Below are 26,833 nucleotides of genomic sequence, written 5' to 3'. Positions count from 1 at the left end.
GGAGAGCATGAAAGCTGCCGAAGCCGTCAAGCATGGCACGAAAACAGTCAACCGCGCGGTCTTTGGCGTGATGTTCGGCATCCCTTTTGCGGGCGGCGCAGTCGCCTTCATCTTGGGGGCGCCCGAACCAGTGGGCGTGGCTGGTCTGCTATTTATTCCCTGCTTGCCGGCAGCGTGGCTGACTTGGTCGGTCTTGGCGCCCCGGTGGCGTGTCTGGGCGTATGAGCGGGTCGACGATCTGGGCGAAATGAAACGCTTGGCGGTTCAAGCCAATCTGATCTGGCCCGACGGGCATATCTTTGAACGCACGGAATGGCGGACGTCCGAGCAGCGGCAACGATTGCTTGAGCTTGAACGTCAGCATCGTGAGACAGGCGCTGCCTTCTAGCTGCGCTCGGCCACCCCAATGAGCAGATTGAGTCCTCCCGCTAGGGGAAAGCTCGCGGGAACGAACAGTCTGACCGGCGGTTGTCGGCTCCGTGTGAAACGCGAGGAGATGGCCGTTGCGTAATGTGATCGGGGCGGCCTTCGTGTCGCTGGACGGGGTGATGCAGGCGCCGGGCGGACCCGAGGAGGACCGGTCCGGCGGGTTCGAGCTGGGCGGCTGGCTGTTTGACTATTTCGACGAGGCGGGCGGGCGGCGGATCGACGCCCTGTTCGGCGGGCCGTTCGACCTGCTGTTGGGGCGGCGGACCTATGACATCTTCGCGGGCTATTGGCCCTTTGTTGAAGGCGAGGAGGCTGGAATAGGCGCGCGGTTCGATCGGGCGGGAAAATACGTCCTGACGCGCGGCGCACAGCCGTTGTCGTGGGAGAACAGCCATCGTCTAGGCAGTTTGGACGCTTTGGCCGAGCTCAAGCGCGGCCAGGGGCCGGACCTGATCATTCAGGGCAGCAGCACCCTATATCCGCAGCTTCTTGCCGCTGGGTTGATCGACCGGCTGATCCTGATGACCTTTCCGGTGGTGCTTGGGGGTGGCAAACGGCTGTTCGACGAGGGCACGCCGCCCCGGTCGATGCGGCTGGTCGAGCACGAGGTCACGCCGCGCGGCGTCGTCATCGCGACCTATGAGCCCGCCGGCCCGGTCGAGCCGGGCGACTTTGGCGTGGACATGACGCCCAGCCCCGCTGAACTGGAGCGCCGCGCCAGGATCGCCGCCGGGACATGGTGACGCGTCCCGGCGTTCAGTTTCCGTCAACCCTCAGTCGTTAACCTTTGGGCCATGTTCTTGTCCCTGACGTCCAGAATCGCCGCTGTCGGCGCTCTGGTGGTGATTGCCTTGGTGGCCCTGGTGGCTTCTCTGGTCGACGCCTCGCGGCAAAGTCGCGAGAGCTTCCGCTGGGTGACGCATTCCGCCGAGGTGATCGAGGCCATGGAAGAGACCATGGCGGGGCTGCGGGACGCCGAATCCGGTCAGCGCGGCTATGTCCTGACGCACAATCCGGGCTATGCGCAGTCCTTTGATCGACGGGTGGCGGACTCGCTACGGTCCTTCTCGGAACTGGTCGAGCTGACCAAGGACAACCCCACGCAGCGCGCGCGGGTTCAGGCGTTCGGCGGCCTGCTGTCGGAACGGACCGAACTGCTGCGTCAGCCGCTGGATCTGGCGCGTCAGGGCCGCTTTGACGAGGCCGAGGCCGCCATCGCCGGCGGGCGGGGGCTGGATTCCATGAGCGAGGTCCTGCTGGCGTCGCAGGACTTTCTCAGCGAGGAGCGCAGGCTGCAGGCCGATCGGATCGAAGCGGCCGAACGACGCCTGGAGTGGGGCAAGCGGCTGGCGCTGATCGGCGGGCCGCTGATCGCCCTGTTCTCGCTGTCGGTGTCCGTCATGGTCATTCGCGGCATCCGACGGCCGGTGCGGGTCATCACCCGCGCCATGACCAGCCTGGGCTCGGGCGATCTGGATCAGCGCATCACCGACCGCATGGGCTCGCGCGAGTTCAATCGTCTGGCCCAGGGCTACAACCAGATGGCGGATCGGCTGGCCGTCGCCTCGACCGATCAAAGGCGCAGCGAGCGCGAGTTGAAGCGGGTCCACGACGAGCTTCTGACCAGCAGCCAGGTGTTGCGTGAACGTGGCGAGGTGATCGAACTGCTGGGCGGCATGGCCCACCGGATGCAGGCGGCCCGCACCGAGGCCGAGCTGGCCCAGGTCATCCACGCCTTCGTACCGCGCGTCCTGCCGGGCCTGCCGGGCGCGCTCTACGCCTACAACAACTCACGCAACCTGCTGGTCCCGCTCTCGACCTGGGGCGAGCATGACGACGACGGCGACGCCTTCGGGCCGGACCAGTGCTGGGCCTTGCGGCGCGGCCAAAGCCATTTCGTCAGCGAGCCGGGGACGGACATCGTCTGCGACCACGTCGGCGACAAGGACCACGCCTATCACTGCGAGCCTCTGCTGGCCTCGGGCGAGGTCATCGGCGTCCTGCATCTGGACGGGGTTCTGGACACTGAAAGCGGTTTCCGCATCAAGGTTCTGGTCGAGAACATCGCCTCGGCCATGGTCAACCAGCAGCTGCAGCGCGACCTGAAGGAACAGACGATCCGCGATCCGCTGACCGGCCTGTTCAACCGCCGCTACATGGAAGAGGCCCTTGCGCTGGAGGTGGCGCGGTCGGCGCGCTCAGGCAGCCCCCTGTGCGTGGTCATGTGCGATGTGGACCACTTCAAGCGCTTCAACGACGAGTTCGGCCACGACGCCGGCGATCTGGTGCTGCAGGCCGTGGCCGCCGAGTTGGGGCATCGTTTCCGCGACGGCGACATCGTCTGCCGCTACGGCGGCGAGGAATTCACCATCATCGCCCCCGGCACGACGCCCGAAGCCTTGCTGCAACGCATCGAGACGGTGCGCCAGGCCATCGCCGGCATCTCCCTGCGTCACCGCAATCAGGCCCTGGGCAGCACCAGCATGTCCTTCGGCGTGGCCTGCTGGCGGCCGGGCATGGACCGCGAGGGCCGCGCCGCCCTGCAGGCGGCCGACGCGGCCCTCTATCGCGCCAAGAAGGAGGGCCGAAACCGGGCTGTCCTCCACCTTGAGGAAGCGGCCTGACGCCTCAGTCGGCCTTGCGCACGTAGCGGTTCAGGAAGGCCAGATAGGCTTCCTGAGCGGTGACGCGGTTGGCGCGGCGCTGGAAGCCGTGGCCCTCGTCGGGGAAGACCACGTATTCAACCGGCACATTGTTGGCGCGGACCTTCTCGACCAGCTCGTCGCTCTCGACCTGAAGCACGCGCGGGTCGTTGGCGCCCTGCACCACCAGCAGGGGGCGACGGATCCTGTCGGCGTGGAAGAGGGGCGAGATGGCGCGGTGGCGCTCCGCGTCCACGGCCGGGTCGCCCATCTCATCGAACAGGGCCACGCGCTGGGCGCCCCACCAGGCGGGAATGGACTGCAGGGTCCGCACCCAGTTGGTCACGCCGAAGATGTCGATGCCCGCCTCGAACTTCTCGGGATGGAAGGCCAGGGCCGCGGCGGTGATGTAGCCGCCGTAGGAGCCGCCCATGACCGCCACCTGATCGTCGGCCACCCAGTCCTGCGCCCGCAGCCAGTCGCCCCCGGCGACGATGTCGCGCAGGTCCGCCTCGCCGTGCTTCTTGTCGTCCATGTGGAAGAAGGTCTTGCCGTAACCGGACGAGCCCCGGTTGTTGGCCCCCAGCACGGCATAGCCATGATTGACCAGGTGCTGGACCATGGCGGAATAGCCCCGCCGCGTCTGGCCGCCCGGCCCGCCGTGAACCAGGACGATCGCCGGGGCCGGGTTGGCCGCCGAGGCGCCCTTGGGTCGATAGAGAACCGCCGGGACCTGCACCCCGCCTTCGCCCGGGTAGCGGACGATGGTCGCCTCGACCAGATCGTCTTCCTTGATGGCCGGGTTCAGGGCGTGGGTCAGACGGCGCGCCTGCCCGGTCGACAGATCGGCCACGAAGACGTCGGCGGGCGAGGTGTCGGACACTACGGTGAAGGCGGCCAGTTCGGCGCCGGGATCAAAGCGGACCCCGGTGATGTCGCCCTCGGGCAGGCCGGTCAGGCGGATCGGCGCGCGGGTCTGCGCATCCTCGATGGTCAGCTCGGTCGAGGCGTCGGCGTTGACCGCCGTGACGCGGTACCGACCGTTGGGCGAGAAGGCGACGTACATGACGTCCCAGTCAGCCTGGGTGGTGCGGTTGTGGGCCTTGTTGGCGATGTCATAGGCGTAGGCTTGGGCGAACTCGCCGTCCTGATTGCTGGTGTAGATCAGGGTCGCGTTGAAGGGGCCGAAATCATTGACCTCATAGGCGACGTCGCCGGTGTGCTGGGAGATCAGATAGGGCGCGCCGCCCGCCTGCAGGTCGGCCAGATAGATGTCGGAGTTGGCGCTGGTGTGGGACTTGGTCAGGGCGACCAGCCGCCCGTCGCCGGACACCGCCGCCAGATCCATGCCGGGGTTCTGGAAGATCAGCTTCCGCTCATAGGTGTCGGCGTCATAGGCGTAGAGGTCGAAGACCTCGGCGTCGCGTTCGTTGCTGGTCAGCCAGAAGGTCTGGCCGTCGTCGCTGAAGCCGACGAAGCCGGCCTTGAGTTTGTCGCCCGGCGTCAGGTCGCGCAGCGTCCCGTTGGTCTCACGCACATAGATGTGGGTCAGTTCATTGCCGCCCTGATCCGCCGCCACCAGGACGCGACGGCCGTCGGGGAAGTAGCTCTGGGCGAAGGTGGCGTTGGCGCTCGAGGCGGTCAGCGGCACGGGATCGCCGCCCGCGACGGGCAGGGCGTAGGCATTGAACACTCCCGTCTTGTCCGACGATATCAGGACGTGGGTGCGCCCTTCGGAAAAGGCCAGGCCGTCCGGGTTGGCCATCGAGAAGCTGGTCGTCTCGAAGAACTGGGCTGCGGTGTAGGGCGTGACGGCGATGGACGCGGCCCGTGGGGGCGCGGCGGATTCAGCGGCGGCGAGGGTGGGGACGGCGGCGGCGAGCGCCAGGACGGAAACCATGCAGGCGAAGGAGCGCATTCTGAGCCTCATTGGGTGCGTGATGACCTTTGGAGGCTAGAGCATGGCCGTATGGATGCGATCTGTCGCGAAAATTAACAATCGCGGTTCTTCGAGCGCGGCTGGCTCGCGGCGAGCCAGGCAGGTTCAGGCGACCGCCGTCGTGCCGCTGATGAAGCCGCCGCCGAGGACGCGGTCGGGGTCGGCCGGGTCATAGAGAGCGCAGGCCTGACCGGGGGCGACGCCTTCCTCGCCCTGCTCGAAGACGACCGAGACGATGTTGTCGTCGTCCAGCGCCAGACGGGCGGGGGAGGGCTGGCGGGTCGAGCGGACGCGGGCCAGGACGGGGGCGCCGTCGCGGGCGGCTTCCTCGATGGTGGCCTGATCGCCCAGCCAGTTGGTTTCCTCCAGCGTCAGGCTGGCGGTCAGCAGGGCCTCGCGCGGGCCGACGATGACGCGGCGGTTGTCGGGGTCCAGCTTGGTGACGAACAGGGGCTCGCCCACGGCGACGTTCAGACCGCGGCGCTGGCCGATGGTGTAGTCGGTGATGCCGCCGTGCTGGCCCAGGACGCGGCCGTCCATGTGGACGATCTCGCCGGCCTCACGCCCTTGCGGACGCAGACGGTCGATCAGGGTGCGGTAGTCGCCCGACGGCACGAAGCAGATGTCCTGGCTGTCCGGCTTGGCGGCGATGCGCAGACCCAGAGCGGCGGCGACGCCGCGTACCTGGGGCTTTTCCAGATCGGCCAGGGGGAAGCGCAGATAGTCGAGCTGATCCTGCGTCGTGGCGAACAGGAAGTAGGACTGGTCGCGCGAATGATCGATCGCCTTGCGCATCTGCGAGCGGTTGCCGACGGCGGCGCGGCGGACGTAGTGGCCGGTGGCCATGGCCTCGGCGCCCAGATCGCGGGCGACGTCCAGCAGGTCGCGGAACTTGACCGTCTGATTGCAGCGGATGCAGGGGACCGGCGTCTGGCCCTTCAGGTAGGAGTCCGCGAACTGGTCGATCACGGCGTCCTTGAAACGGCTTTCGTAGTCGAGGACGTAGTGGGGGATGCCGATGAGCTCGGCGGCCAGACGGGCGTCGTGAATGTCCTGACCGGCGCAGCAGGCGCCCTTCTTCTTGAGCGCGGCGCCGTGGTCGTAGAGCTGAAGGGTGACGCCGACGACGTCATAGCCCGCCTTGTGCAAAAGGGCGGCGACGACGGTGGAATCCACACCGCCCGACATGGCCGCGACCACGCGCGATCCGGCGGGTAGGCCGACCGCCTGTCGCGCGCTCTCGATCGCAGCGTCCATGTCGGCGGCGCCGGACATGGGGGCGATGGTCGGAACGGGGCAAATGTCGTCAGCCAGGGTCATCGCCGCCATATAGAGGCACGCGCGTTCGATTTCGAGGCATGGGGCGGAAAACCACCCTCACCGTCATCCTCGGGTCAAACCCGAGACGGCAGTGGGGGAGGGTGGGCGCAAACGACAAAGGCCGCCTCTGTCGCCAGAAGCGGCCTTTCCTTGGGCCTATCGCGCTTTGCGCTACTTGAGACCTGTTAATCCCGGTAGCTCTGGATGCGCGTGGTGCGCAGCCCTTGCATGCCCCATTTGTCGATCGCCTGTTGCCAGGCGATGAATTCTTCGGCCGTCAGACGATACTTCGTCAGGGCGTCTTCCAAGCTGATCAGACCGCCACGAACGGCGGCCACCACTTCGGCCTTGCGGCGGATCACCCAGCGGTTCGTTTCCGCCGGCGGGAGATCCCGCAGGGTCAGGGGCGTACCCGTCGGGCCGACCACATATTGTTCGCCTCTACTATTTAGGCGTCGCTCTTGCAGCATGGGCTTAAGCCTCTTTCACCACCACCATCGACGCGTACCCTAGGCGCGCCCCGGCTAAGGGGCGTTTAAGCGTCGTGGTGAAGGAATGGCTAAGACGCATCCTTCGTCTCCGGCGCATCGACGGCGCTGGAAACGAAGGATTCATCGAGTCTAACGGAGGCTTACTCATCGATTCCGGTTAGCCGATCAGCGCTTGATGCTGAGCAGTTCGGCCAGCATCTCGTCCGCTGTCGTGATGATCTTGGACGAAGCCGAGTAGGCGCGCTGGGTGGTGATCAGGCTGGTGAACTCGGCCGAGAGGTCGACGGTCGAGGATTCCAGTTGCTGGGCCGCCAGCATGCCGGCGCCGCCCGTACCTGCCGCCTTCAGGTTGAAGGTGCCGCTGTCCAGGCTGACCCGGAAGGCGTTGCCCGAGACCTGGCGCAGGCTGTCAGGGCTGGGGAAGGTGGCGATGGCGACCTGGGCGATCCGGCGCATGACGCCATTGTCGAAGATGGCGGTGACGAAGCCGCTCTCGTCGATCTTGATTTCAGACAGGTTGCCGAAGGCCGTGCCGTTGGTGACCGTCGATTGCACAATCGAGGCCGTATTCAGCTGGCTGAGGCCGCCCGCCGAGGTGTTCAGGTCGAGGGTCAGGACCTGGTCAGAGATCCCGAGGCCGTCCGCCCATTTGATCCGCTGGCTATTGGCCGGCAGCGTCAGATCGACGGCGGAATCCGAGGCTTCGAAGTTGATGGTGGCGTTGTTGGGGTCGTCAAACAGGCCCGTGCCGGCGGGCCAGCCTTGCATGGTGGAGACGTCGAGGCGGCCCGAGGGGGTGAAGGCGATCAGGCCCTTCTTGATCTGGCCGTTCGAATAGGCGCCGCCGGTGAGCACGTCGTCAGCCGGAACGGCGACGATTTCCGCATACCATTGGTTCGCTACGTCGCTCTTGAGCAGACGGACTTCGACGTTGCGCTGTCCGCCCTTGGAGTCCGAGACGGGGATGTTGATCTTGAAGTCGGGCTTGATGCCGATCGGATTCTCATCGTCGCCATTGTACATGGCCATGGAATTCAGGGTCGAGTCGTACTTGGTCTTGGCGATGTTGTCGCTGGCGATGCCCAGGCCGGGGGATCCCATGGCGACGGTGACGCCGCCGCCCAGGTCCAGGTCGGTCAGGGACTGGGCCACGCCGCCAACGGTGAAACCGGTCAGGGCGCCAGCGGCGTCATAGGTGGCGACGCCGTTGATGGTCTGGGCGCCGCTCTTGACCGTCACATTGTATTCGCCCGTCACGCCGGTAGGCGCGTAGCGGACAGAGAAGTCTTTCGGACCCGAGGCGGCCGGCACCACGGCGACGTTGGTGTATCTTTGCGGGCTCGCGGCGGTCGAGACCACCTGACCGGAATAGAGGTTGGCGTTGATCTGGGCGCGGGTGGTCTTTTCGGCCGTGCCGCCGACGGTGCCGATGTTGATCGAGCGCAGGCGCGTCAGGTCGGACGGGTCGGTGGCGATGTCGCCGTTGGAATCGACCGGCCAGCCCTGCAGATACAGGCCGGCGCTGTTCTTCAGATAGCCCAGGTTGTCGATGCGGAAGGCGCCCGCGCGGGTGAACAGGCGGCTGTCGGTGGCGCCGACGCCCTCGGCCTTCTCGGTGGTGACGAAGAAGCCCTGGCCGTCGATGGCCAGGTCGGTGCTCTCGGTCGTGCGCTGCAGCTGGCCTTCCTGGCTGATGAAGTGGCGCGCCGTGGTGATGACGCCGCCCGCCGCATAGCCGCCGCCGGTCTTGGCCTGGCTGTTGACCAGGGTCTGGAACTCGCCCTGGGTGCGCTTGTAGCCGATGGTGTTCACGTTCGCGATGTTCTGAGAGATCGCGGCCAGGGCGGCCGAGTTGGCGGAAAGACCGGAAACGCCGGCCTGCATGGCGCTGTTGATGCTCATTGTGTCGGCTCCTTAGGCGGAAATAGGGGAAGCGAGAGGGGCGCCGTTCAGGCGTCGGTCTCGGGATCTGTGGGCAACGGCGTCGGGGTCGGGTCCGGCGTCGGTGGGTTCACGCTGGCGTTCTTCTCGTCGAGCGCGATGATGCTGGAGAGCGGCATGACCGAGTTGCCGATCGTGACGTAGGCCTCGTCGGCGTACATCTCGACGCCGGTGATGCGACCGCGCATCAGGACCTGGGCGTCGACCTTGCCCGTGCCGTCCTTGGCCGCGACCTTCAGGGTATAGACGCTGCCGTCCTCGCCCCCGGTCCAGTTGAAGTCGTGGACGCCTGAAGTGTTGCCGCCTTCGGGCGCGGGGCCCTTCCAGACGACCTGGCCGGCGGCGTTCAGAACCTGAAGCTCGACCTCGGTGGCGTTCGTGCCCAGTTCGTAGCTCCAGGTCGCCTTGCCGTCGGCGGCCTTGGTCGCGTCCCATACGGCGGTGGCGTTCTTGCCGATATAGTTCGAGGCGTTGGCCAGGCCGTCGCCTTCCTGGCCGTTCAGAAGCGCGGTCAGCAGCTGGTTGGACAGCAGTTGCTGCTCGACCCCGGCCATCTGGGTCAGCTGGGCGGTGAACTGGTTGGAGTCCATCGGCGACAGCGGGTCCTGGTTCTTCAACTGAGCGGTCAGCAACGAGAGGAAGGTCTCGAAGTTCGACGCCAGCATGGTCGAGCCGGTGTTGATCTTGCCTGTAGCGGTGTTTGCATTGACGGCGGTGACCATCGTCAGACCTTCAGATCGACGCGGTCGCGCGTCTGCGAGAGGGAAGCCCAGGCGCCGGGAGCGGGCAGGGCGGTGTCGGCCTCGGCGGCCAGGCGGGCGGCGCCCGCAAAGGCGCGACGATCAGGGGTGCGGTCGAAGGCGCCGCCGCCGCCGAAACCCGAGGAGGGATTGCGTTCCGAGAACTCGAGCGAGTCCTGGGTCAGTTGGAAACCGGCGTCCTGAAGCTGGCGACGTAGTTCGTCGGCGCGGGCGCGCAGGTCGGTGGCCGCCGCCGGGTTGTCGAAAGCCAGGCGGGCGGCCAGGCGACCGTCGGAATCGATTTCCAGGCTGACGTCGACGCGGCCCAGGCCTTCGGGCGACAGGGCCATGTCGAAGCGGGTCGAGCGGCCTTCCAGCTTCTTGAGAATCTGAGCGGCCAGATGGGCCGTGGTCTCAACGGTGGCGCGCGACAGCTGCGACAGGCCCAGATCGCGTTGAGCGCCCGGCATCGTGGTCTGCGCGTCGAGTTGCTGGTGCGTAGGCGCGGCGTCAGTCTGGACATCCAGCGGCGCAGCGTCGGTCGGCAGAACCGGGGCGGTCGCGGCGACCGCGTCAACGACGGCGGCGGCAGGTGCGGACGGTGCTGCGACGGACGGGCTCGAGGGCGACAGGACCGTCCGAGCGCCGCCGATGTCGACCTTGGCCTCAGTGGGGGCGTTGGCGGTTGCGGCGTTGGAGCGACGTTCGTCGAGACGCGCCGCGCCGTTGCGCACGGGCGCGGCGGTCGGGGGCGACGAGGCCTGGGATGACGAGAGCTGGGGCGGGGTTTCGTCTTCAGCCTCGGTCGACGCCGTAGCGGAAGCGACGAGAGTTTCTGCGGGGTCCGCAGCCTCGACCGAGGGGGCGGGGTGTTGGATGGCTGGAGCAGCGGTCAAAGTTGGCTTGGCCGGCGCTGCCGCGGCGTCTTGCCGAGGACCCGCCGTGGCGACGGGAGCGGCAGCGGAAAGCACGATCGGTTCGACCGACTTGGTCCCCTGGGGCGTCTGGGCGGCAGTCGGCGTCGTGGGCTCGTCTGCTGCGAGCGGCGCGGCTGCGACGGGCGTGGCGGTCGCGACGGTTGCGGCGGGGACGGAAGTGGCCGTCATGGTGACCGTTTCACGGGTCTGGGCGGCGGCGCGCGGTGCTAGGGCGTTCTCGGGGTGCGGCTCGGCCGGGCTGTCGGCGGTGATAGGGGCGATCGCAGCGGGGGGCGTCGGTGTCGGCGCGATGACCGCCCCGCGTATCGCCTGTTCAGGTTGAGCGGGCGCTTGACCGGGGGGGGCGGCGGCGAGCGACGTCTCAGCCGTGGCCGTGGCCGTGGCCGTGGCCGTGGCCGTCGGGCGCGGAGCGTCGGGTAGAGGTTGGGCTGGCCGGGCGTCGGCTGGCGCGGCGCCGAGAAGGGGAGCAGCCGCGGCCACGCCAGCGGGCTTGGCCAGAGCGGTGACGTCGGCCAACGGCGCCGGGGCGGCAGCCGGCGCGTCGTTTGCGGCAGGCGCAGCAGCCGTCGGCGCTTGGGCTTCCTGCGGCGGAACCGGCGACGGCGGCGTGGGGGCGGGGGACGATCCGGCCGGGACCGCCTCTTCCGAAGCCGAAATCTCTGCGGGGGGCGCGACCGGCAAGCGGGAAGGGGCAATCAGGGGCAGGGGCGGCCAGGCGGGAGCTATGACGGCCGTGATGTCCAGCGGGGGCGTGTCGGCTGCGTCCGCCTCTTTGACGGTGGCCTCCAGGATCGGGGGGCTATCTTCGCCCTGGGTGTCGGGCGACGTGGCGGCGACTGCGACCAAGCCGGCGAACAGGCCCTCATCCGCCGCCGTTTCCACGGATGCGGCGGCGCCGACCGGAGCGGTCGGGGCGATCAGGGACATGACGCTGAGCGCGGACATGAGCGGCGATAGGGCTTTCGCTGGGTGGGCGGCGCCTACTGCGCTCAGGTGGTTCGAATGGCGCGGCGCAAGGCTCGGGCCAAGTTGGGGGCGCTAATTAATATATTGATTTAAAAGATTATTTTTAGTCCACGGGTGTGCCGTGCGCCGCCGTTCGCTCGGCGGTTCTTGCCGCGCCGCTACGTTTTTTGCCGGGCGGGCCAGGCGCCGAACGGGCTGGCCCGCGAATTGCGCCTTGATGGGCGAACGCACAGGGCCTGAAAAGCCGATGATCAAGAAAATCAAGGAGTTGGCTAGAATGGCTAACCGAAACGCCGGGCAAGATTTGCGCGCAGGCCAGCAAGGCTTGCCGGGCGCGCCCCTGTATGGAGCTCGTTTCTGATGTCCCTGAACTCGATCATGAACATCGCTACGTCGGGCATGAATGCGGCCCAGACGCAGCTGCGGGTGGTTTCGGACAACGTCTCCAACGTCAATACGCCCGGCTATATTCGCAAGATCGCTGATCAACAGTCCTGGGCCAGCCAAGGCGCCGGCGCCGGCGTTGAGATCGCGCGCATCCGTCTGGCCACCGACCGTTTCCTGCAGGCCGCCAGCCTGAACGCCGGCGCCGACGCCGGGCGTCAAACGGTGCGAGCCGAGCTCTACAACCATATTCAGTCGCAGTTCGGCGACCCTGGCGCGGACACTGGCTTCTTCGCCCAGATCGACAAGATCTTCTCGGCCTTCTCGACCTCGGCCGAAAACGCCACCTCGGGGCCGCTGCGTCAGGACGCGATCTGGAAGACCCAGGCCATGTTCGACGAGGCTGCGCGTGTGGCCAAGGAGATCCAGAGCACTCGCGAGGAGGCCGACGGTCGCCTGCGCACCGCCGTGGACAGGGTCAACGGCCTGGTTGAACAGATCGAGAAACTGAACGTCGACATCGCCAAGGCCAATGTCGTCGGCACGGACTCCACAGGCGCGGAGACAGCTCAGGCGGCTCTGGTCAATGAGCTGTCAGAGCTTCTGGACGTGCGGATAACCACCCGGTCTATTGGTGGAATCGAGGTGCGCACCGGCGCCGGCATCCTCTTGGCGGGCCAGGGTGCGTCCAAACTGGAATATCAGCGCGCCGGAGCGGTTTCGCCTGAGACCGTCTTCAACGAGATCATGATCACCGAGCCTAATGGTCAGCGCCGGCCGCTGACCGATGGTCTGGCGTCGGGCGAGATCAAGGGGTTGCTGGAGTTGCGCGACGTGGACGCGCCTGCGGCTGCTGATCGTCTGGCTGAACTGATGACGCGGCTGGCTGACGAGTTGAACCGCGCGCACAACGCCTCTTCCGCCGTGCCGCCGCCCCAGGTGTTGAATGGCCGCAACGTGGGGCAGTCGCTGGAGACGGCGCTGACCGGCTTCACCGGAACGACCACGATCACCACGGTCAATGATCAGGGCGTGATCCAGAGTTTGGCTGAGATCGTCTTCTCCGGCGGGACAATGACGATCAACGGCGTGGCGGCGACGCCGGCGACCTTCCTGGCCACTCTCAATGGTCAACTGGGCGGGGCCACCGCCAGCTTCGTCGATGGTCGCCTGAGCATTGAGGCGCCGGCAGGACAAGGGGTCGCCATCGCCGATGACGCCGCCAATCCCAGTAGCAAGGCGGGGCGCGGCTTTTCCCACTACTTCGGCCTGAACGATCTGGTCACGACGGGGCGCCCGGCGCTCTACGACACCGGTCTGACGCTGGGCTCGCAGCATGGGTTCACGCCGGGCGAGACGCTCAAGTTCCGCTTCACCGACGCCTCGGGGTCGCGCATCCGGGACATCTCAGTGGCCGTGCCGGCGGGCGGGACGATGTCGGATCTCCTGGCGACGCTGAACGATCCCGTCAGCGGGGTCGGAAACCACGGCAGCTTCAGTCTGAACGGCGCCGGAGAACTGATCTTCACCGGCCACGGAGCGCCGCCTTCAACCATGTCGGTCGTGGAGGACGCCACCCGTCAGGTCCCGTCAGGCGTGTCGATGAGCGAGTTGTTCGGTCTGAGCGGCGCCCGCGCGTCGCGCGCCGGGGGCTTCTCGGTGCGCGCGGACATCGTCAAGGATCCAACCAAGCTGGCCTTGGCGCAACTGAACCTCGGCGTGGCGCCGGGAACGGCGGCGCTGAGCAAGAACGACGGCAGCGGCGGGCGTCTGCTGGCCAAGGCGGACCAGAACGCCACCGCCTTCTCGGCGGCCGGCGGGGCGGGCAGCGTCTCCATGTCCCTGTCGCGCTACGCGTCCGAATTCTCGGGCGAGATCGGCGGCAAGGCCACCATCGCCAAGAACCGCTCGACCAACGCCACGGCCTTGTATCAAGAGGCGGCCGCGCGACGCAGTTCCGTCGAAGGCGTCAACATGGACGAGGAACTGGTGCTGATGACCACCTATCAGCAAGCCTTTAACGCTTCGGCGCGTCTTATTCAGGCGGCGTCTGAAATGTACGACACCCTGATCGGAATGATGCGATGACCCGCGTTTCGACCTTTGGAAACTATCAGTCGGCCCTGCTGCACCTGATGAACGCGCAGGCGCGCGGCGAGGAGGCGCAGAACAAGGTCAACACCAAGAAGAACGCCACCAGCCTGGTCGGCTTCGGGCGGCAGTCGGAAACGGTGATCGCGCTGAAGTCCAGCCAGACGCGCATCCAGGGTTTCATCGACACCAACAAGACGGTGGCCGATCGCCTGACGATGCAGGATCTGGGGCTGGGGCGCGTCGCCGACGCGGCGACCGCCGGGCGCCAGGCCATCGCCAACGCCATCGCCGCAGGACGTGTGGACGGGCTGATGTCCGAGATGGAGACCATCTTCAAGATGGCCCAGGACGGCCTGAACATGAAGCATCAGGGCAAGTTCCTGTTTTCTGGCGGGGCCGTGGACCAGCAGGCCGTCGTCTTGCCGAACGTGCCGCCTGGCGCCACCGACCTGGAAAAGCTGGCCGCCATGCCGGGCGTCGGCGGGGCCTTCATGAACGATCAGCTGAAGCAGTCGTCAGTCTTGGACGAGACGGTCACCATGGACACCGGCTTCCTGGCCAGCGACGCGGGTCAGGCCCTGTTCGACGTCTTCCGCGATCTGCAGATCTTGCATCAGACGGACCCGATGAACGGCCAGATGACGGACACCCAGAAGACCGCGCTGACGACGCTGATGACGCGCTTCGAGACGGCGGCCAAGGACGTGGTCAACATCCAGGCCAAGAACGGCTCTATGCAGGCACGGGTAGACAGCCTTCTAGAGGCGCAGGAAACGCGCAAAATTTCGATCGACACCATGCTGTCGGGCAAGACCGACGCCAACATGGCCGAAGCCGTGACCGAGCTGGAAATGGCGCAGATCGCGCTCCAGGCCTCAGCCCAGGTCGTCAGCCAGCTGCGCCAGGTGTCTCTGCTAGACTATCTGCGTTGATCACGACCGCGTTCGGCGGAACGAAACAGCGTCGCTGACGTTGATAAAGCTGCGCCGTAGTCTGGGAGGGCGAGCTTGCAGGTCGAGCGAGGAAAGTCATCGAGCGTTGACAGCCGCCGCGCGGCTCGGTCTAAGCCTTGCCATGCGCCTTCTTTTGCAAGCGTCGAAGACTGATCAATGAGCCGAACGGCGCAGTATCATATCCGGGATGACGATGGAGCGACGGCGGTCCTGCGTCTGACGGGGGATTGGTCTTCAACGGGCATCGGCCGTCAGGGAGACCGCTTGGAAGTCGATCTCGCTGGCCGCGCTGTGGGCGCCTTGGACCTGAGCGAGCTTGGCCGGTTCGATACGGCTGGGGCTTGGGCGATTGCTCGGGCGACGTCGCAGCCTATCCCTGAAACGGCTTGGTCGCAGAGGCCTGAGGCCGGGCGCATCTACGCCATGATAGAGACGCTCGACCGTTCCTCCTGTGCGCCCCCGCGCCGGTCGCATCCGATCACGCGCACCTTCGCCAAGATCGGCCTGGGGGTTTACGACTTCCTCGCCGAGGCCATGTTGTCGCTGGCCTTCCTGGGGCGGCTGATTGTGGCCGTGGGCTCGGCGCTGAAACACCCCGGCGCTATCCGCTGGCCCGCATGGTTCAGCCAGGCCGAGCGATCCGGGCTGGACGCCATTCCGATCATCGCCGTGACCAACTTCTTCATCGGCGCGGTCATCGCCTTCCTGGGGGCGAACCTGCTGACCCAGTTCGGGGCGGGCGTGTTCACAGTCCAACTGGTCGCCGTTTCGGTCCTGCGCGAGTTCGCGGTGGTCATCACCTCGGTCCTGCTGGCGGGCCGTTCGGCCTCGTCCTTCGCCGCCGAGATCGGATCGATGCGGATGAACCAGGAGGTCGACGCCATGCAGGTCATGGGGGTCAACCCCTTCCAGGCCCTGGTGATCCCGCGCCTGGCGGCCATGCTGGTCATGCTGCCGCTGCTGACCTTCGTCGGCATGATCGCCGGCCTGTTCGGCGGCATGCTGGTGACCTGGAGCGAACTGGCATACGGGCCCGCCTTCTTCATCCAGCGCATCACCGAAGACCCGATGATGGACACGCACCTGATGGTCGGTCTGGTCAAGGCGCCGGTCTTCGCCGTGGTGGTGGCGGCCATCGGTTGCCGTCAGGGCATGTCGGTGGCCGGCGACGTCGAGAGCCTGGGACGCCGGGTGACGGCGGCGGTGGTGCAGGCCATCTTCGCCATCATCTTCCTGGACGCCGTCTTCGCCATGATCTTCCTGGAGCTGAACCTGTGACGCCTCGCCAGGAAAAGCCCAGGCGTGACAACGTCATCGAGGTGCGCGGCCTGTTGAGCCAGTTTGGCGACCGGGTCATCCATCAGGATCTCGATCTGGACGTGCGGCGTGGCGAGGTTCTCGGCGTGGTCGGCGGCTCCGGCACCGGCAAGACGGTGCTGTTGAACTCCATCATCGGCCTGAAGCAACCCGAGGGCGGTTCGGTGAAGTTGTTCGGCTATGAGCGCGACGAGATGACCAAGGCCGAGGCGGCTGAGGTCGAGCGACGCACCGGTGTCCTGTTCCAGCAAGGTGCCCTGTTCTCGTCGTTGACGGTTCTGGACAATGTGGCTTCCCCCCTGGTCGAGCACACCAATCTGCCGAGCCATGTCATCCGCGAACTGGCTGAGATGAAGATCGCCATGGTCGGGTTGAAGCCCGAGGCTCGATATCTGAAGCCGGCCGAACTGTCAGGCGGGATGCGCAAGCGGGTCGGTTTGGCCCGCGCCCTGGCGTTGGACCCAGAGCTGATCTTTCTTGACGAACCGACGGCAGGGCTGGACCCCATTGGCGCGGCCGCTTTTGACGATCTGATCCGCCAACTGTCGGACGACCTGGACCTGACGGTCTTCATGATCACCCACGACCTCGACAGCCTGTACGCCATCTGTGACGAGGTGGCGGTGCTGGCCGACAAGCATGTCGTCGAAAAGGCCACGGTTCAGGAACTGGAACGTTCCGATCATCCGTGGATCAAGGAATACTTCCTGGGGCCGCGCGGACGCGCCGCTCACCAGAGCGCCGCCTGAGGAGAGCGGGACGAGATGGAAAGAGACGCCCACTACGCCGCCGTCGGCATCGCTACAGTCGCGCTTCTGGCGGCCTTGGCGGTGTTCACGATCTGGCTGGCCCGCCTGCAGTTCAACAACGACTTCGATGTCTATGACATCGTCTTCTACGGCCCGGTGCGCGGCCTGTCCGAGGGCGGCGAGGTCCATTTCAACGGCATCCGCGTCGGCGAGGTCACGGCCCTGAATCTGGACCCCAAGAAGGGGGATCAGGTCATCGCCCGTGTGCGCCTGAACGGCACCACGCCGGTGCGCGTCACCTCGCGCGCCCAGCTGGAGCCGCAGGGCATCACCGGCCTGAACTACATCCAGATCACGGCCGGCGAGCCGAGCAGCGCCCTGTTGAAGGATCAGTATCCCGACAACGTCGTGCCGGTGATTCAGAGCCAGCCCAGTCCCATCGCGGAACTGCTCAGCGGCTCCGGCACGGTGCTGGCCCAGACGGTTGATGCGCTGAATCGAATCAACCGGGTCATGTCGGACGACAATATCCGCAGCTTCTCGTCCAGCGTGAAGAACGTCGAGGCCCTGACCGCCGAGCTGGAGGCCCGCAAGGGCATGTTCCAGCAGCTGGAAGAGACCATCACCAAGGCCAACGCCGCGGTCGGCGAGTATCAGCAGCTGGGCGCAACGGCGCGGCAACTGGTGGATACGGACGGTCGTCAGGCCATCGCCAACATCAACAAGGCGACAGCCGAAGCCCAGGCCGCCATCGCCTCGATCAACCGCTCGGCTACCGGTCTGGAAGGTCCGCTGGGCGACTTCGGCACCCAGACCGTGCCGCAGCTCAACGACACGATCCGCCAACTGGATCAGGCGACGCGCTCGTTGCAGTCGCTGGTCGACAATGTGCGTGAAAGCCCGCGCGATTTCATCGCCAAGGCGCCGTCCAAGGAAATCGAGGTGCAGCCGTGATCCGTTCTTCTCTTCTGATCGCCGCCGCCTCGGTTGCTCTGTCCGGCTGCGCCCTGCTGGCCTCGCCCGATCCGGTCCAGCTCTATCGTTTCGGCGGGGCCTCGGCCTATGCCGGGACGGGGGCGACTTCGGCCTGCCCGGATGTTCATGTCGCCATGCGACGGGTGGACTTTCCCGAGGCCGCGCGCGGCGACCGCATCCTGGCCGTGACCGGGGCCGAGGCCGCCTACATCAAGGGCGCGCGCTGGGTGTCGCCGGCCGAGACCCTGTTCGAGGAAGCCTTGCGCAACGCCTTCGCTGACGGCGGGACCTGCACGGTGCTGAGCGGCGGTCCGCTGACGCGCGACGGCCTGCTGTTGAGCGTGGACGTGCGCAGGTTTGAAGCGGCCTACGCCGCGCCGGGCGCCGTGCCTGACGCCAATATCGTCGTCCTGCTGCGGCTGATCCGACCAGGCGACCGCACCATCGTGGCCGAGGACCGCATCACGGTCAGCGAGAGCGCCGGAGAGAACCGTCAGTCGGCCATCGTCGCCGCCTTTGATCGCGCCACCGCCGAGGTCAGCCGCCAGATCGTCCTGTGGACAGACCAGCAGGGCTTCCGGGCGACGCGGGGTTCCTAGTTTGTCATCCCGGCCGTAGCCGCAGGCGAAGAGCCGGGACCGCTCAGGACGCTGCGTTTCTAGCGGTCCCGGATAGCGGCTGCGCCGCTTCCGGGATGACAGACAAAGAAAAACCCCGGCGGCCTCGCGGTCGCCGGGGTTTCTGTATTCAGCAGGGCACGGCGGTTCAGCCCAGGTTGGCCGCCACCGTGTAGTCGGCCTCGGTCTTGGCCGCGACCTCGTCCAGGGTCACGCCCTCGGCCAGTTCGATCAGCTCCAGACCCAAGCCGTCCGGCTTGACGTCAAAGACGGCCAGATCGGTGATGATGCGGCTGACCACGCCCGTGCCGGTCAGCGGCAGACTACATTCTTTCAGGACCTTGGACTGGCCGTGCTTGTTGGCGTGCTCCATGACCACGACCACGCGCTTGACGCCCGCGACCAGGTCCATGGCGCCGCCCATGCCCTTCACCAGCTTGCCGGGGATCATCCAGTTGGCGATGTCGCCGTTCTGGGCCACTTCCATGGCGCCGAGGATCGACAGGTTGATGTGGCCGCCGCGGATCATGGCGAAGCTGTCGGCGCTGCTGAAATAGGCCGACTCGGGGATCTCGGTGATCGTTTGCTTGCCGGCGTTGATCAGGTCGGGGTCTTCCTCGCCCTCATAGGGGAAGGGGCCCATGCCCAGCATGCCGTTCTCCGACTGCAGGGTCACGACCATGCCTTCGGGGATGTAGTTGGCCACCAGGGTCGGGATGCCGATGCCCAAGTTCACGTAGAAGCCGTCCTGCAGCTCCTTGGCGGCGCGTTCAGCCAGTTGTTCGCGAGTACGAGCCATTTATGCGGTCTCCCGGCTGCGGACGGTGCGCTGTTCGATGCGCTTCTCGGACACGGTCTGGATCAGGCGGTCGACATAGACGCCCGGCGTGTGGATGTGGTCGGGGTCTAGGGAGCCGACGGGGACGATCTCCTCGACCTCGACAAGCGTGACCTTGCCGGCGGTGGCCATCATCGGGTTGAAGTTGCGGGCGGTTTTGCGGAACACCAGATTGCCGCGTTCGTCGGCCTTCCAGGCCTTGATGATGGCCAGGTCGGCGATCAGGCCGGTTTCCATGACGTAGTCGCGGCCGTTGAAGTTGCGCACTTCCTTGCCCTCGGCGACCAGAGTGCCGACGCCGGTGGCGGTGAAGAAGGCGGGGATGCCCGCGCCGCCCGCGCGGATGCGCTCGGCCAGGGTGCCCTGGGGGTTGAACTCCAGCTGGAGCTCGCCGGCCAGGTACTGGCGCTCGAACTCCTTGTTCTCGCCGACGTAGGACGAGATCATCTTGGCGATCTGCTTGGTCTCCAGCAGTTGGCCCAGGCCGAAGCCGTCCACGCCTGCGTTGTTGGAGATGACGGTCAGTCCCTTGACGCCCGAGGCCTTCAGCCCCGCGATCAGGTTTTCGGGAATGCCGCACAGGCCGAAGCCGCCGGACATGACGGTCATCCCGTCAAAGGTCAGGCCCTCCAGCGCGGACGTGACGTCAGCGTAGATCTTGCGCATCGCTCTCCCTTTTTCACCGTCTGATGAATATTGCGGTCTTATCCGTCCTTAAAGCGGGCGAGGGCATGGGGCAAGCGTCTGCGGGCGGACAGCGGCATTGAAGCGGCGCCTTTCCGGTTGACCCTTGGGCAAGCCGCCGCCAAACCAGAGCGCCGTAGAGTTTCGGCATGCAATAATCTTGGGGGAAGCGTTCCATGCGTCGTCAACTGTTGAAGCAGGCCCTGCCTGCTCTGGTCATTCTGGCCGCCGTGCCGGCCCTGGCCATGCCCGCCGCCGCCCAGGCGCCGGCCGGCCCGACCTATCAGCAGCCGCCCCAGCCGATCGCGCAGATTCTGGACTCCAAGCCCAATCCGACGGCCAGCCTCAGCCCGGACCGCAAGACCCTGCTGCTGCAGGAACGCTCCAGCCTGCCCAGCATCGCCGAGCTGGCCGAGCCCATGCTGCGTCTGGCTGGATACCGCATCAACCCTCAGAACAATGGCCCGGCCAACAGCCGCGTGACCTGGCTGACGGGCCTCAGCTTCAAGACCGTTGACGGCGGCGCAGCTCGGGTCGTGGCTGGTCTGCCCGCCAACGCCCGCCTGACCAATGTCAGCTGGGCGCCGAACGGCAAGGCCGTGGCCTTCCTGCTGAACACCCCGACCGGCCTTGAGCTGTGGACCGCCGACGTGGCTTCGGCCCAGGCGCGCCGCCTGACCGGGCCGACCGTCAACGCCGCGAACAGCGCGGGCTTCAGCTGGCTGCCCGACGCCTCGGGCCTTCTGGTTCAGGCCGTCCCGGCTGGTCGTCGCGCCGCGCCGGACGTGACGCGTCCGCCCTCGGGACCGACCGTGGCCGAGACCGGCGGCCGCGCCGCCCCGGTGCGCACCTATCAGGACCTGCTGTCCGACGCGGGCGACGAGGCCCTGTTCGAGCACTACTTCACCAGCCAGCTGACCATCGTGCCGCTGAACGGTCGCGCGCGGACTATCGGCCAGCCGGGCGTCTTCCTGAACGCCTCGGTGTCGCCGGACGGCCGCTACATCCTGCAGACGCGGGTCAAGAAGCCCTATTCCTATGTCGTGCCCGCCAGCCTCTTCCCGGCTGACGTGATCATCACCGATCTGAACGGACGCGAGGCGCACCGCGTGGCCGACCTGCCGCTGCGCGACAACGTGCCGACGCCGTTCGACGCCGTGGCCCCCGGTCCGCGTTCGGCTCAATGGCGCGCCGACGCCGACGCCACCCTGGTCTGGGTCGAGGCCCAGGACGGCGGCGATCCGCGCAACGTCGCCGAAGTGCGCGACCGCGTCTTCATGTTGCCTGCGCCGTTCAACGACCGTCCGCGCACCCTGGTGGACCTGAAGGAGCGCTATTCGGGCGTGCAGTGGGGCCGCGATGACGTGGCCATCGTCAACAGCCGCTGGTTCAACACCCGCCACGAGACCCGCACCCTGGTCGACCCGTCGAACCCCGGCGCCGGCCGCGTCCTGGTCGATCGCAACTATCAGGACCGTTACAATGACCCCGGCGCGGTGGTGGTGGAGCCGAACGCGCGCGGCCGTTCGACCATCCGCTTCACCGCCGACGGCTCCAAGGTCTTCGTCGAGGGCGACGGCGCCACGCGTCAGGGCGAATATCCCTTCCTCGATACGCTGGATCTGAAGACCGGCGAGACCGAGCGTCTGTGGCGTTCGGCCCAGGGCGAGTTTGAAACCGTCGTCGGCATCCTGGACGACGCGGGCCGCAAGCTGATCACCTACCGCGAAAGCCGTACCGATCCGGCCAACCTGCGCCTGCGCGATCTGGACGGCGGCGTGACCCAACTGACCCAGTTCCCGGACCCGGCCCCGCAACTGGCCGACGTCAAGCGCGAACTGATTGCCTACACCCGCGATGATGGCGTCCAGCTGTCGGGCACCCTCTATCTGCCCGCCGGCTACGACAAGGACCGCGACGGTCCGCTGCCGCTGCTGATGTGGGCCTATCCGGCCGAGTTCACCGACGCCGCCGTGGCCGGCCAGGTCGTGGACACCGAAAACCGCTTCGTGCGTCCGGCGGGCATCAGCCACCTGTTCCTGCTGACCCAGGGCTACGCCATCCTCGACAACCCCTCCATGCCCATCGTCGGCAAGGACGGGGCCGAGCCTAACGACACCTACATCGAGCAGTTGTCGGCCAGCGCCAGGGCGGCGGTCGATGCGGTGGTGGCCCTGGGCGTCGCCGACCGTGACCGGATCGCCGTGGGCGGTCACTCCTACGGCGCCTTCATGACGGCGAACCTGCTGGCCCACACCGACCTGTTCAAGACCGGCATCGCGCGTTCGGGCGCCTATAACCGCACCCTGACGCCGTTTGGTTTCCAGGCCGAGCAGCGCTCCTACTGGGAGGCGACCGAGACCTATACGGAAATGTCGCCCTTCACCTACGCCAACAAGGTCAATGAGCCGATCCTGCTGATCCACGGCGGCGCCGACGACAACTCGGGCACTTTCCCGGTGCAGTCCGAGCGCTTCTATGCGGCGCTGAAGGGCAATGGGGGGACGGTGCGCTACGTCGTCCTGCCGCTGGAAGCCCACGGCTACCGCGCCCGTGAATCGGTCGGCCACACCCAGTGGGAAATGGCCACCTGGCTGGACCGCTACCTGAAGCCCAAGGCGACGACGGCGGCGCAGTAAGAGACGAAACCGAGCCCCTTCTCCCCCGCGGAGGAGGGGTTCTTCACTTGTCCCATTTTGGCACATCACCGTAGAGGCCGGCCAGAAACTCGACAAAGGCCCGCACCCGATTTTCGGCGCGGGCCCGCCCTGCAGTCAGGGCGTAGATGGCCACGTCCGAGGCCCCCGCGTATTGCGGCAGGACCCGCATCAGCCGTCCGCCGCGCAGTTCCTCGCCCACGTCCCAGGTCGAGCGCAGGGCGATCCCGGCCCCCGCCAACACCAGTTCGCGCGCCACTTCGGACGAGTTGGTCCGCACCCGGCTGCGGGCGCGGAAGGTGACGGGACCGTCGGGGCCTTCCAGTCGCCAGGCCGACTGGTTTTCGGCCGCCAACTGGGCGTGGTGGCGCAGGTCGTCCAGGGTCTGCGGCGCGCCGTGCTCGGCCAGATAGGAGGGCGCGGCGCACAGGACGCGCCGGTTCGGGGCCAGGCGGTGCATAGACGGATCGCTCGCCTCATAGCTGCCGATGCGTACGGCCACGTCCACGTCCTCGGCCATCAGGTCGACGAAGGCGTCGCTGAGGTTCAGTTCCAGCGTCAGTCGCGGATGGGCGTCGAGGAAGGGCGTCAGCAGCGGGGCCAGCCGACGCCGCCCGAACGAAGTCGGGGCCGAGACCCGCAGCAGACCGCGCGCCTGGGTGGTGCGGCGCGACACCAGGGCCTCCAGGTCCTCGACCCCGTCGAGAAGCTGCATGGCCCGGTCATAGACCAGCCGCCCGGCCTCGGTCGGGGCCAGCCGCCGCGAGGTGCGCTCGAGCAGCCGCACCCCCAGCCGGTCCTCCAGCCGCGCCAGCCGTCGCGAGGCCACTGCGGGCGAAAGGTCCAGCCGTCGGGCGGCGGCGGACAGGCTGCCTTCCTCCAGCGCCCGGACGAAGATCTCATACTCGGCCAGCATGGCGCGGTCTCAACGTTGCATTTTTCGCAAAGATAAACGTCGATCTTCGCCGTGGCTAGGCTGAGGGCGCGGGGCTAGGGTACAGGCTCAAGGAGAATGCGCCATGACCACCCCCTATGTCCGCCACGGAAGCCTGAGCGTCGCCGCCGAACTGGACGCCTTCGTGCGCGACGAGGCGGCGCCGGGCACGGGCGTGACGCCCGACGTCTTCTGGGCCGGGGTGGAGGGACTGCTGGTCGAGCATGCGCCGAAGAACCGGGCGTTGCTGGCGCGCCGTGACGAACTGCAAGCTCGGTTGGACGACTGGCACCGGGTCCATCCGGGGCAGCCGGACCTCGAGGCCTATCAGGCCTTCCTGCGCCAGATCGGTTACTTCGAGCCGGAGCGGGCCGACATCCACGCCGAAACCGCCAATGTCGATCCCGAGATCGCCGCCATGGCCGGGCCGCAACTGGTCGTGCCCCTGACCAACGCCCGCTATCTGCTGAACGCCGCCAACGCCCGCTGGGGCAGCCTGTATGACGCCCTCTACGGCACCGACGCCCTGGGCGAGGCGCCGAAGGGCGGCGGCTATGACCCTGAGCGCGGGGCGAAAGTCATCGCGCGCGCCCGCGCCCTGCTGGATATGGCAGCGCCCCTGGCCGAGGGCGGGCACGCCGAGGCGGTGGAGTATCGTGTCGAGGGCGGACGGCTGGTCGTCGCCCTGTCCGGCGGGCGGATCACGGGGCTGGCCGATCCGGCGGCCTTTGTCGGTCATGCCGGTGAGGCGGCGGCGCCCTCGGGTGTCCTGTTGCGCCACAATGGCTTGCATCTGGAGATCGTCATCGATCGCGCCCAGGCCATCGGCGGCGCCGATCCGGCGGGCGTGGCCGACGTCATGGTCGAGGCGGCCCTGTCGGTCATCGCCGACGCCGAGGACAGCGTCGCGGCGGTGGATGCCGAGGACAAGCGGCTGGTTTACGCCAACTGGCTGGGCCTGATGCGCGGCGACCTGTCAGCCGCCTTCGCGAAGGACGGCCAGGCGATGCAGCGGCGCATGAACGGCGACCGTTCCTATACCGCGGCGGACGGTTCGAGCTTGTCTCTGAAAGGGCGCAGCCTGCTGATGGTCCGCAACGTCGGCCTGCACCTGACGACCGACGCGGTGCTGGACGGGGAGGGGCGGGAAGCTCCCGAGAGCCTGATCGACATCGCCATGACCGGCCTGATCGGCCTGCATGATCTGAAGCGGCCCGCAGCGGAGCGCAACAGCCAGGCTGGCTCCATCTACGTCGTTCGGCCCAAGATGCACGGCTCGGAGGAGGTCGCCTTCGCCGATACCGTCTTCGGCGCGGTCGAGGCCATGGTCGGCCTGCCGCCGCTGACGCTGAAGATGGGCATCATGGACGAGGAGCGCCGCACCAGCGTCAACCTGATGAACTGCATTGCGGCGGCCAAGGGGCGGGTGGCCTTCATCAATACCGGCTTCCTGGACCGCACCGGCGATGAAATCCATTCGGTGATGGAAGGCGGGCCGGTCGTGCGCAAAGAGGCGATCCGCAACACTGGCTGGATCAAGGCCTATGAGGACCGCAACGTCGATATCGGCCTGAAGGCCGGGCTGGCGGGCCGCGCCCAGATCGGCAAGGGCATGTGGGCCGCGCCCGACCGCATGGGCGAGATGCTGGCGACCAAGGCGGGGCATCCGCGCGCCGGGGCCTCGACCGCCTGGGTCCCGTCGCCGACGGCGGCGACCCTGCACGCCCTGCATTATCATGAAGTCGACGTCTGGGCGCGTCAGGCCGAGATCGCCGCGCGTCCCGCCACGGGATTGACGGCTCTGCTGACTCCCCCGTTCGCGGCGCAGGCCCCGAGCGCCGAGGAGATCCGTCAGGAGCTGGAGAACAACGCCCAGGGCATCCTCGGCTATGTCGTGCGCTGGATCGACCAGGGCGTGGGCTGCTCCAAGGTGCCGGACATTCACGACGTCGGCTTGATGGAGGACCGGGCCACGCTGCGCATCTCCAGCCAACACCTGGCCAACTGGCTGCGCCACGGCGTGGTCACGGAAGCCGAGGTGAGGGCGGCGCTGGAGCGCATGGCCGTCGTGGTGGATCGCCAGAACGCGGGCGATCCCGCCTATCGCGCGTTGGCGCCGGCCTTCGACGGTCCGGCGTGGAATGCCGCCTGCGACCTGGTGTTCAAGGGGCGCGAGCAGCCCAACGGCTATACCGAACACCTGCTGACCGCTTGGCGGCGTCGCGCCAAAAACGGTTGATTTTCAACGCGGATGATATCCGCGGTGTCCCAAAATGAGGCGAAAGCTTGCCAAAGGTTAACGGTGCCCGTAGAACGGCGCTCGTTAACGTTTCATTAACCCTCGCGGCTGGGGGCCGACGCCGCGCCTGCTGTGAGGGTGTGCCATTTTGGGATGGCACATCTCTTGGAACGCTGACCAACGAACCCCCTCCTGGTGGCGGGGGCGCCGCGACGAGGCGGCTGTGGGAGGCGAATGGTGGGCTGGTTTCTGACCCCTTCACAAGTGAAGTGCGCGGCGGCGCGTCCGATGACGCGCGTCGGCGGTCTGATGGCGCTGGTGGTTGCCGCGGCTATCGCTTCGACCGCCTCGGCCGAGCCGGCCAACGACAGCGGCCTGGTGGGCAGCCTGGACGTCGTCGTCAAGGGCAAGATCACCGCCAGCTGCCGTCTGTCGGGCGGCGGCGATATCGATTTCGGCGAACTGACCGGCGGTCAGCAGGTCGAGGCCGACTTCGGCCTGGCCTGCAACGTGCCCTTCGACATCAGCTTCCAGTCGCAAAGCGGCGGGCTGGCTCATGTCAACAAGCCGCGCGGCGAGGGCTCGTTCGCGGGGCGGCTGGGCTACACGCTGAACGTCGCCATCCCGACCATCAACCCTCAGGCGGCGACGCTGGCCGGCAGCTTCGCCAGCGAAAACCTGATCGCCAAGAAGACCTTGAGCAGCGGCGAAGGCATCGCTCAGGGCGGCGGGCGCATCCAGATCCTCACCGACCGACCTGAGGGCGTTGGGCTTCTGGCGGGTGAGTATTTCGAGGTTCTCAACATTACGCTGGCGCCGCGCGTCTAGTTGTTGAGCCAGCAAGCTTAACTATAAAAATCAGATTTGATGTAAATTAAGCGGTCGCTCATTTGTTGGGCGATCGCCTTTTGTGTATATGCGAGAAGAAATATTTCTCGCCTACGAGTTGAATTGAGATGATCATGCCTAACGGCGGTCTTTTTTCG

21 protein-coding genes are annotated in these 26,833 nt (G+C 66.9%); 12 read left to right on the top strand and 9 right to left on the bottom strand.

The genetic code is table 11. The features are described from left to right. The first annotated feature begins 7 nt into the window (after positions 1-7). The 3 genes from RTY13_RS00175 to RTY13_RS00165 all read left to right on the top strand — a co-directional run bounded on the left by RTY13_RS00175 (position 8) and on the right by RTY13_RS00165 (position 3,053). The gene (locus tag RTY13_RS00175; RefSeq protein ID WP_312780286.1) at positions 8-388 is read left to right on the top strand and encodes a hypothetical protein; all 381 of its coding nucleotides are present in this window, start codon (positions 8-10) and stop codon (positions 386-388) included. Between the two features lie 124 nt (positions 389-512). Further along, positions 513-1,172, top strand: coding sequence for a dihydrofolate reductase family protein (locus RTY13_RS00170; RefSeq protein ID WP_312781740.1), 660 nt, complete (start codon positions 513-515; stop codon positions 1,170-1,172). Between the two features lie 51 nt (positions 1,173-1,223). Further along, a complete protein-coding gene (locus RTY13_RS00165) occupies positions 1,224-3,053 on the top strand; it encodes a diguanylate cyclase (RefSeq protein WP_312780284.1) in 1,830 nt (609 codons plus the stop codon). A 4-nt stretch (positions 3,054-3,057) separates the two neighbouring features. On the opposite strand, the gene RTY13_RS00160 is transcribed toward RTY13_RS00165, so the two are convergent. From RTY13_RS00160 to RTY13_RS00135, 6 genes are all read right to left on the bottom strand, one after another. After that, complete coding sequence (locus tag RTY13_RS00160) at positions 3,058-4,989, bottom strand: S9 family peptidase (protein WP_312780283.1); 1,932 nt, start codon at positions 4,987-4,989, stop codon at positions 3,058-3,060. A 126-nt stretch (positions 4,990-5,115) separates the two neighbouring features. Further along, the gene (gene mnmA, locus RTY13_RS00155) at positions 5,116-6,339 is read right to left on the bottom strand and encodes a tRNA 2-thiouridine(34) synthase MnmA (RefSeq protein WP_312780282.1); all 1,224 of its coding nucleotides are present in this window, start codon (positions 6,337-6,339) and stop codon (positions 5,116-5,118) included. Between the two features lie 176 nt (positions 6,340-6,515). Beyond that, positions 6,516-6,800: a DUF1153 domain-containing protein gene (locus tag RTY13_RS00150; RefSeq protein ID WP_105563033.1), complete on the bottom strand. Its 285-nt coding sequence runs from the start codon at positions 6,798-6,800 to the stop codon at positions 6,516-6,518. A gap of 186 nt (positions 6,801-6,986) precedes the next feature. Next, the gene (flgE, locus tag RTY13_RS00145) at positions 6,987-8,723 is read right to left on the bottom strand and encodes a flagellar hook protein FlgE (protein ID WP_312780281.1); all 1,737 of its coding nucleotides are present in this window, start codon (positions 8,721-8,723) and stop codon (positions 6,987-6,989) included. Between the two features lie 47 nt (positions 8,724-8,770). Next, the gene (locus tag RTY13_RS00140; RefSeq protein ID WP_312780280.1) at positions 8,771-9,484 is read right to left on the bottom strand and encodes a flagellar hook capping FlgD N-terminal domain-containing protein; all 714 of its coding nucleotides are present in this window, start codon (positions 9,482-9,484) and stop codon (positions 8,771-8,773) included. 2 nt (positions 9,485-9,486) lie between these two features. Then, a complete protein-coding gene (locus RTY13_RS00135; protein ID WP_312780278.1) occupies positions 9,487-11,385 on the bottom strand; it encodes a flagellar hook-length control protein FliK in 1,899 nt (632 codons plus the stop codon). A gap of 399 nt (positions 11,386-11,784) precedes the next feature. On the opposite strand from RTY13_RS00135, the gene flgK reads away from it, so the two are divergent. From flgK to RTY13_RS00105, 6 genes are all read left to right on the top strand, one after another. After that, positions 11,785-13,878, top strand: a complete 2,094-nt coding sequence (gene flgK, locus RTY13_RS00130) for a flagellar hook-associated protein FlgK (RefSeq protein WP_312780277.1) — start codon at positions 11,785-11,787, stop codon at positions 13,876-13,878. Further along, complete coding sequence (locus RTY13_RS00125; RefSeq protein ID WP_312780276.1) at positions 13,875-14,816, top strand: flagellin; 942 nt, start codon at positions 13,875-13,877, stop codon at positions 14,814-14,816. Before flgK ends, RTY13_RS00125 begins: the two co-directional genes overlap by 4 nt. A 177-nt stretch (positions 14,817-14,993) precedes the next feature. Next, the gene (locus RTY13_RS00120) at positions 14,994-16,115 is read left to right on the top strand and encodes an MlaE family ABC transporter permease (protein WP_409450260.1); all 1,122 of its coding nucleotides are present in this window, start codon (positions 14,994-14,996) and stop codon (positions 16,113-16,115) included. Next, positions 16,112-16,903: an ABC transporter ATP-binding protein gene (locus RTY13_RS00115; protein ID WP_312780274.1), complete on the top strand. Its 792-nt coding sequence runs from the start codon at positions 16,112-16,114 to the stop codon at positions 16,901-16,903. Before RTY13_RS00120 ends, RTY13_RS00115 begins: the two co-directional genes overlap by 4 nt. A gap of 15 nt (positions 16,904-16,918) precedes the next feature. Further along, positions 16,919-17,857: an MlaD family protein gene (locus RTY13_RS00110; RefSeq protein ID WP_312780273.1), complete on the top strand. Its 939-nt coding sequence runs from the start codon at positions 16,919-16,921 to the stop codon at positions 17,855-17,857. Continuing rightward, the gene (locus RTY13_RS00105) at positions 17,854-18,477 is read left to right on the top strand and encodes an ABC-type transport auxiliary lipoprotein family protein (RefSeq protein ID WP_312780272.1); all 624 of its coding nucleotides are present in this window, start codon (positions 17,854-17,856) and stop codon (positions 18,475-18,477) included. Before RTY13_RS00110 ends, RTY13_RS00105 begins: the two co-directional genes overlap by 4 nt. Before the next feature lie 166 nt (positions 18,478-18,643). On the opposite strand, the gene RTY13_RS00100 is transcribed toward RTY13_RS00105, so the two are convergent. Both RTY13_RS00100 and RTY13_RS00095 read right to left on the bottom strand, forming a co-directional pair. Continuing rightward, positions 18,644-19,294 carry a 3-oxoacid CoA-transferase subunit B gene (locus RTY13_RS00100; RefSeq protein ID WP_312780270.1) on the bottom strand — a complete coding sequence of 217 codons (651 nt, stop codon included), beginning with the start codon at positions 19,292-19,294 and terminating at the stop codon, positions 18,644-18,646. Next, positions 19,295-19,999, bottom strand: a complete 705-nt coding sequence (locus tag RTY13_RS00095; RefSeq protein WP_312780268.1) for a CoA transferase subunit A — start codon at positions 19,997-19,999, stop codon at positions 19,295-19,297. Between the two features lie 194 nt (positions 20,000-20,193). Between RTY13_RS00095 and RTY13_RS00090 the strand changes: the two genes are divergently transcribed. Beyond that, the gene (locus tag RTY13_RS00090) at positions 20,194-22,656 is read left to right on the top strand and encodes a prolyl oligopeptidase family serine peptidase (protein ID WP_312780266.1); all 2,463 of its coding nucleotides are present in this window, start codon (positions 20,194-20,196) and stop codon (positions 22,654-22,656) included. A gap of 43 nt (positions 22,657-22,699) precedes the next feature. Here the strand turns inward: RTY13_RS00090 and RTY13_RS00085 are convergent, their stop codons facing one another. After that, entirely contained in the window at positions 22,700-23,590 is an 891-nt protein-coding gene (locus RTY13_RS00085) for a LysR family transcriptional regulator (protein WP_312780264.1), read from the bottom strand. Positions 23,591-23,693: 103 nt separating this feature from the next. Here RTY13_RS00085 and RTY13_RS00080 point away from each other — a divergent pair, with 103 nt between their 5' ends. Both RTY13_RS00080 and RTY13_RS00075 read left to right on the top strand, forming a co-directional pair. After that, a complete protein-coding gene (locus RTY13_RS00080; RefSeq protein ID WP_312780262.1) occupies positions 23,694-25,847 on the top strand; it encodes a malate synthase G in 2,154 nt (717 codons plus the stop codon). A gap of 234 nt (positions 25,848-26,081) precedes the next feature. Further along, complete coding sequence (locus RTY13_RS00075) at positions 26,082-26,675, top strand: hypothetical protein (protein WP_312780260.1); 594 nt, start codon at positions 26,082-26,084, stop codon at positions 26,673-26,675. The last annotated feature ends 158 nt before the right edge of the window (positions 26,676-26,833 follow it).

It is taken from the genome of Brevundimonas sp. (assembly GCF_032055285.1).
Classification (GTDB): Bacteria; Pseudomonadota; Alphaproteobacteria; order Caulobacterales; family Caulobacteraceae; genus Brevundimonas.
Note: the sequence above shows the minus strand (reverse complement) of the source record. Positions and strands in the feature narration are given on the sequence as shown.

Excerpts from the sequence above, each read along its gene's own strand:
- RTY13_RS00095 (WP_312780268.1), bottom strand. The coding sequence starts at position 19,999 with ATGCGCAAGATCTACGCTGACGTCACGTCCGCGCTGGAGGGCCTGACC.
- RTY13_RS00150 (WP_105563033.1), bottom strand. The coding sequence starts at position 6,800 with ATGCTGCAAGAGCGACGCCTAAATAGTAGAGGCGAACAATATGTGGTC.
- RTY13_RS00125 (WP_312780276.1), top strand. The coding sequence starts at position 13,875 with ATGACCCGCGTTTCGACCTTTGGAAACTATCAGTCGGCCCTGCTGCAC.
- RTY13_RS00135 (WP_312780278.1), bottom strand. The coding sequence starts at position 11,385 with ATGTCCGCGCTCAGCGTCATGTCCCTGATCGCCCCGACCGCTCCGGTC.
- RTY13_RS00100 (WP_312780270.1), bottom strand. The coding sequence starts at position 19,294 with ATGGCTCGTACTCGCGAACAACTGGCTGAACGCGCCGCCAAGGAGCTG.
- RTY13_RS00090 (WP_312780266.1), top strand. The coding sequence starts at position 20,194 with ATGCGTCGTCAACTGTTGAAGCAGGCCCTGCCTGCTCTGGTCATTCTG.
- mnmA (WP_312780282.1), bottom strand. The coding sequence starts at position 6,339 with ATGGCGGCGATGACCCTGGCTGACGACATTTGCCCCGTTCCGACCATC.
- RTY13_RS00110 (WP_312780273.1), top strand. The coding sequence starts at position 16,919 with ATGGAAAGAGACGCCCACTACGCCGCCGTCGGCATCGCTACAGTCGCG.
- RTY13_RS00140 (WP_312780280.1), bottom strand. The coding sequence starts at position 9,484 with ATGGTCACCGCCGTCAATGCAAACACCGCTACAGGCAAGATCAACACC.
- flgE (WP_312780281.1), bottom strand. The coding sequence starts at position 8,723 with ATGAGCATCAACAGCGCCATGCAGGCCGGCGTTTCCGGTCTTTCCGCC.
- RTY13_RS00085 (WP_312780264.1), bottom strand. The coding sequence starts at position 23,590 with ATGCTGGCCGAGTATGAGATCTTCGTCCGGGCGCTGGAGGAAGGCAGC.
- RTY13_RS00080 (WP_312780262.1), top strand. The coding sequence starts at position 23,694 with ATGACCACCCCCTATGTCCGCCACGGAAGCCTGAGCGTCGCCGCCGAA.
- RTY13_RS00165 (WP_312780284.1), top strand. The coding sequence starts at position 1,224 with ATGTTCTTGTCCCTGACGTCCAGAATCGCCGCTGTCGGCGCTCTGGTG.
- RTY13_RS00120 (WP_409450260.1), top strand. The coding sequence starts at position 14,994 with ATGAGCCGAACGGCGCAGTATCATATCCGGGATGACGATGGAGCGACG.
- RTY13_RS00160 (WP_312780283.1), bottom strand. The coding sequence starts at position 4,989 with ATGCGCTCCTTCGCCTGCATGGTTTCCGTCCTGGCGCTCGCCGCCGCC.
- RTY13_RS00175 (WP_312780286.1), top strand. The coding sequence starts at position 8 with ATGAAAGCTGCCGAAGCCGTCAAGCATGGCACGAAAACAGTCAACCGC.
- RTY13_RS00075 (WP_312780260.1), top strand. The coding sequence starts at position 26,082 with ATGGTGGGCTGGTTTCTGACCCCTTCACAAGTGAAGTGCGCGGCGGCG.
- flgK (WP_312780277.1), top strand. The coding sequence starts at position 11,785 with ATGAACATCGCTACGTCGGGCATGAATGCGGCCCAGACGCAGCTGCGG.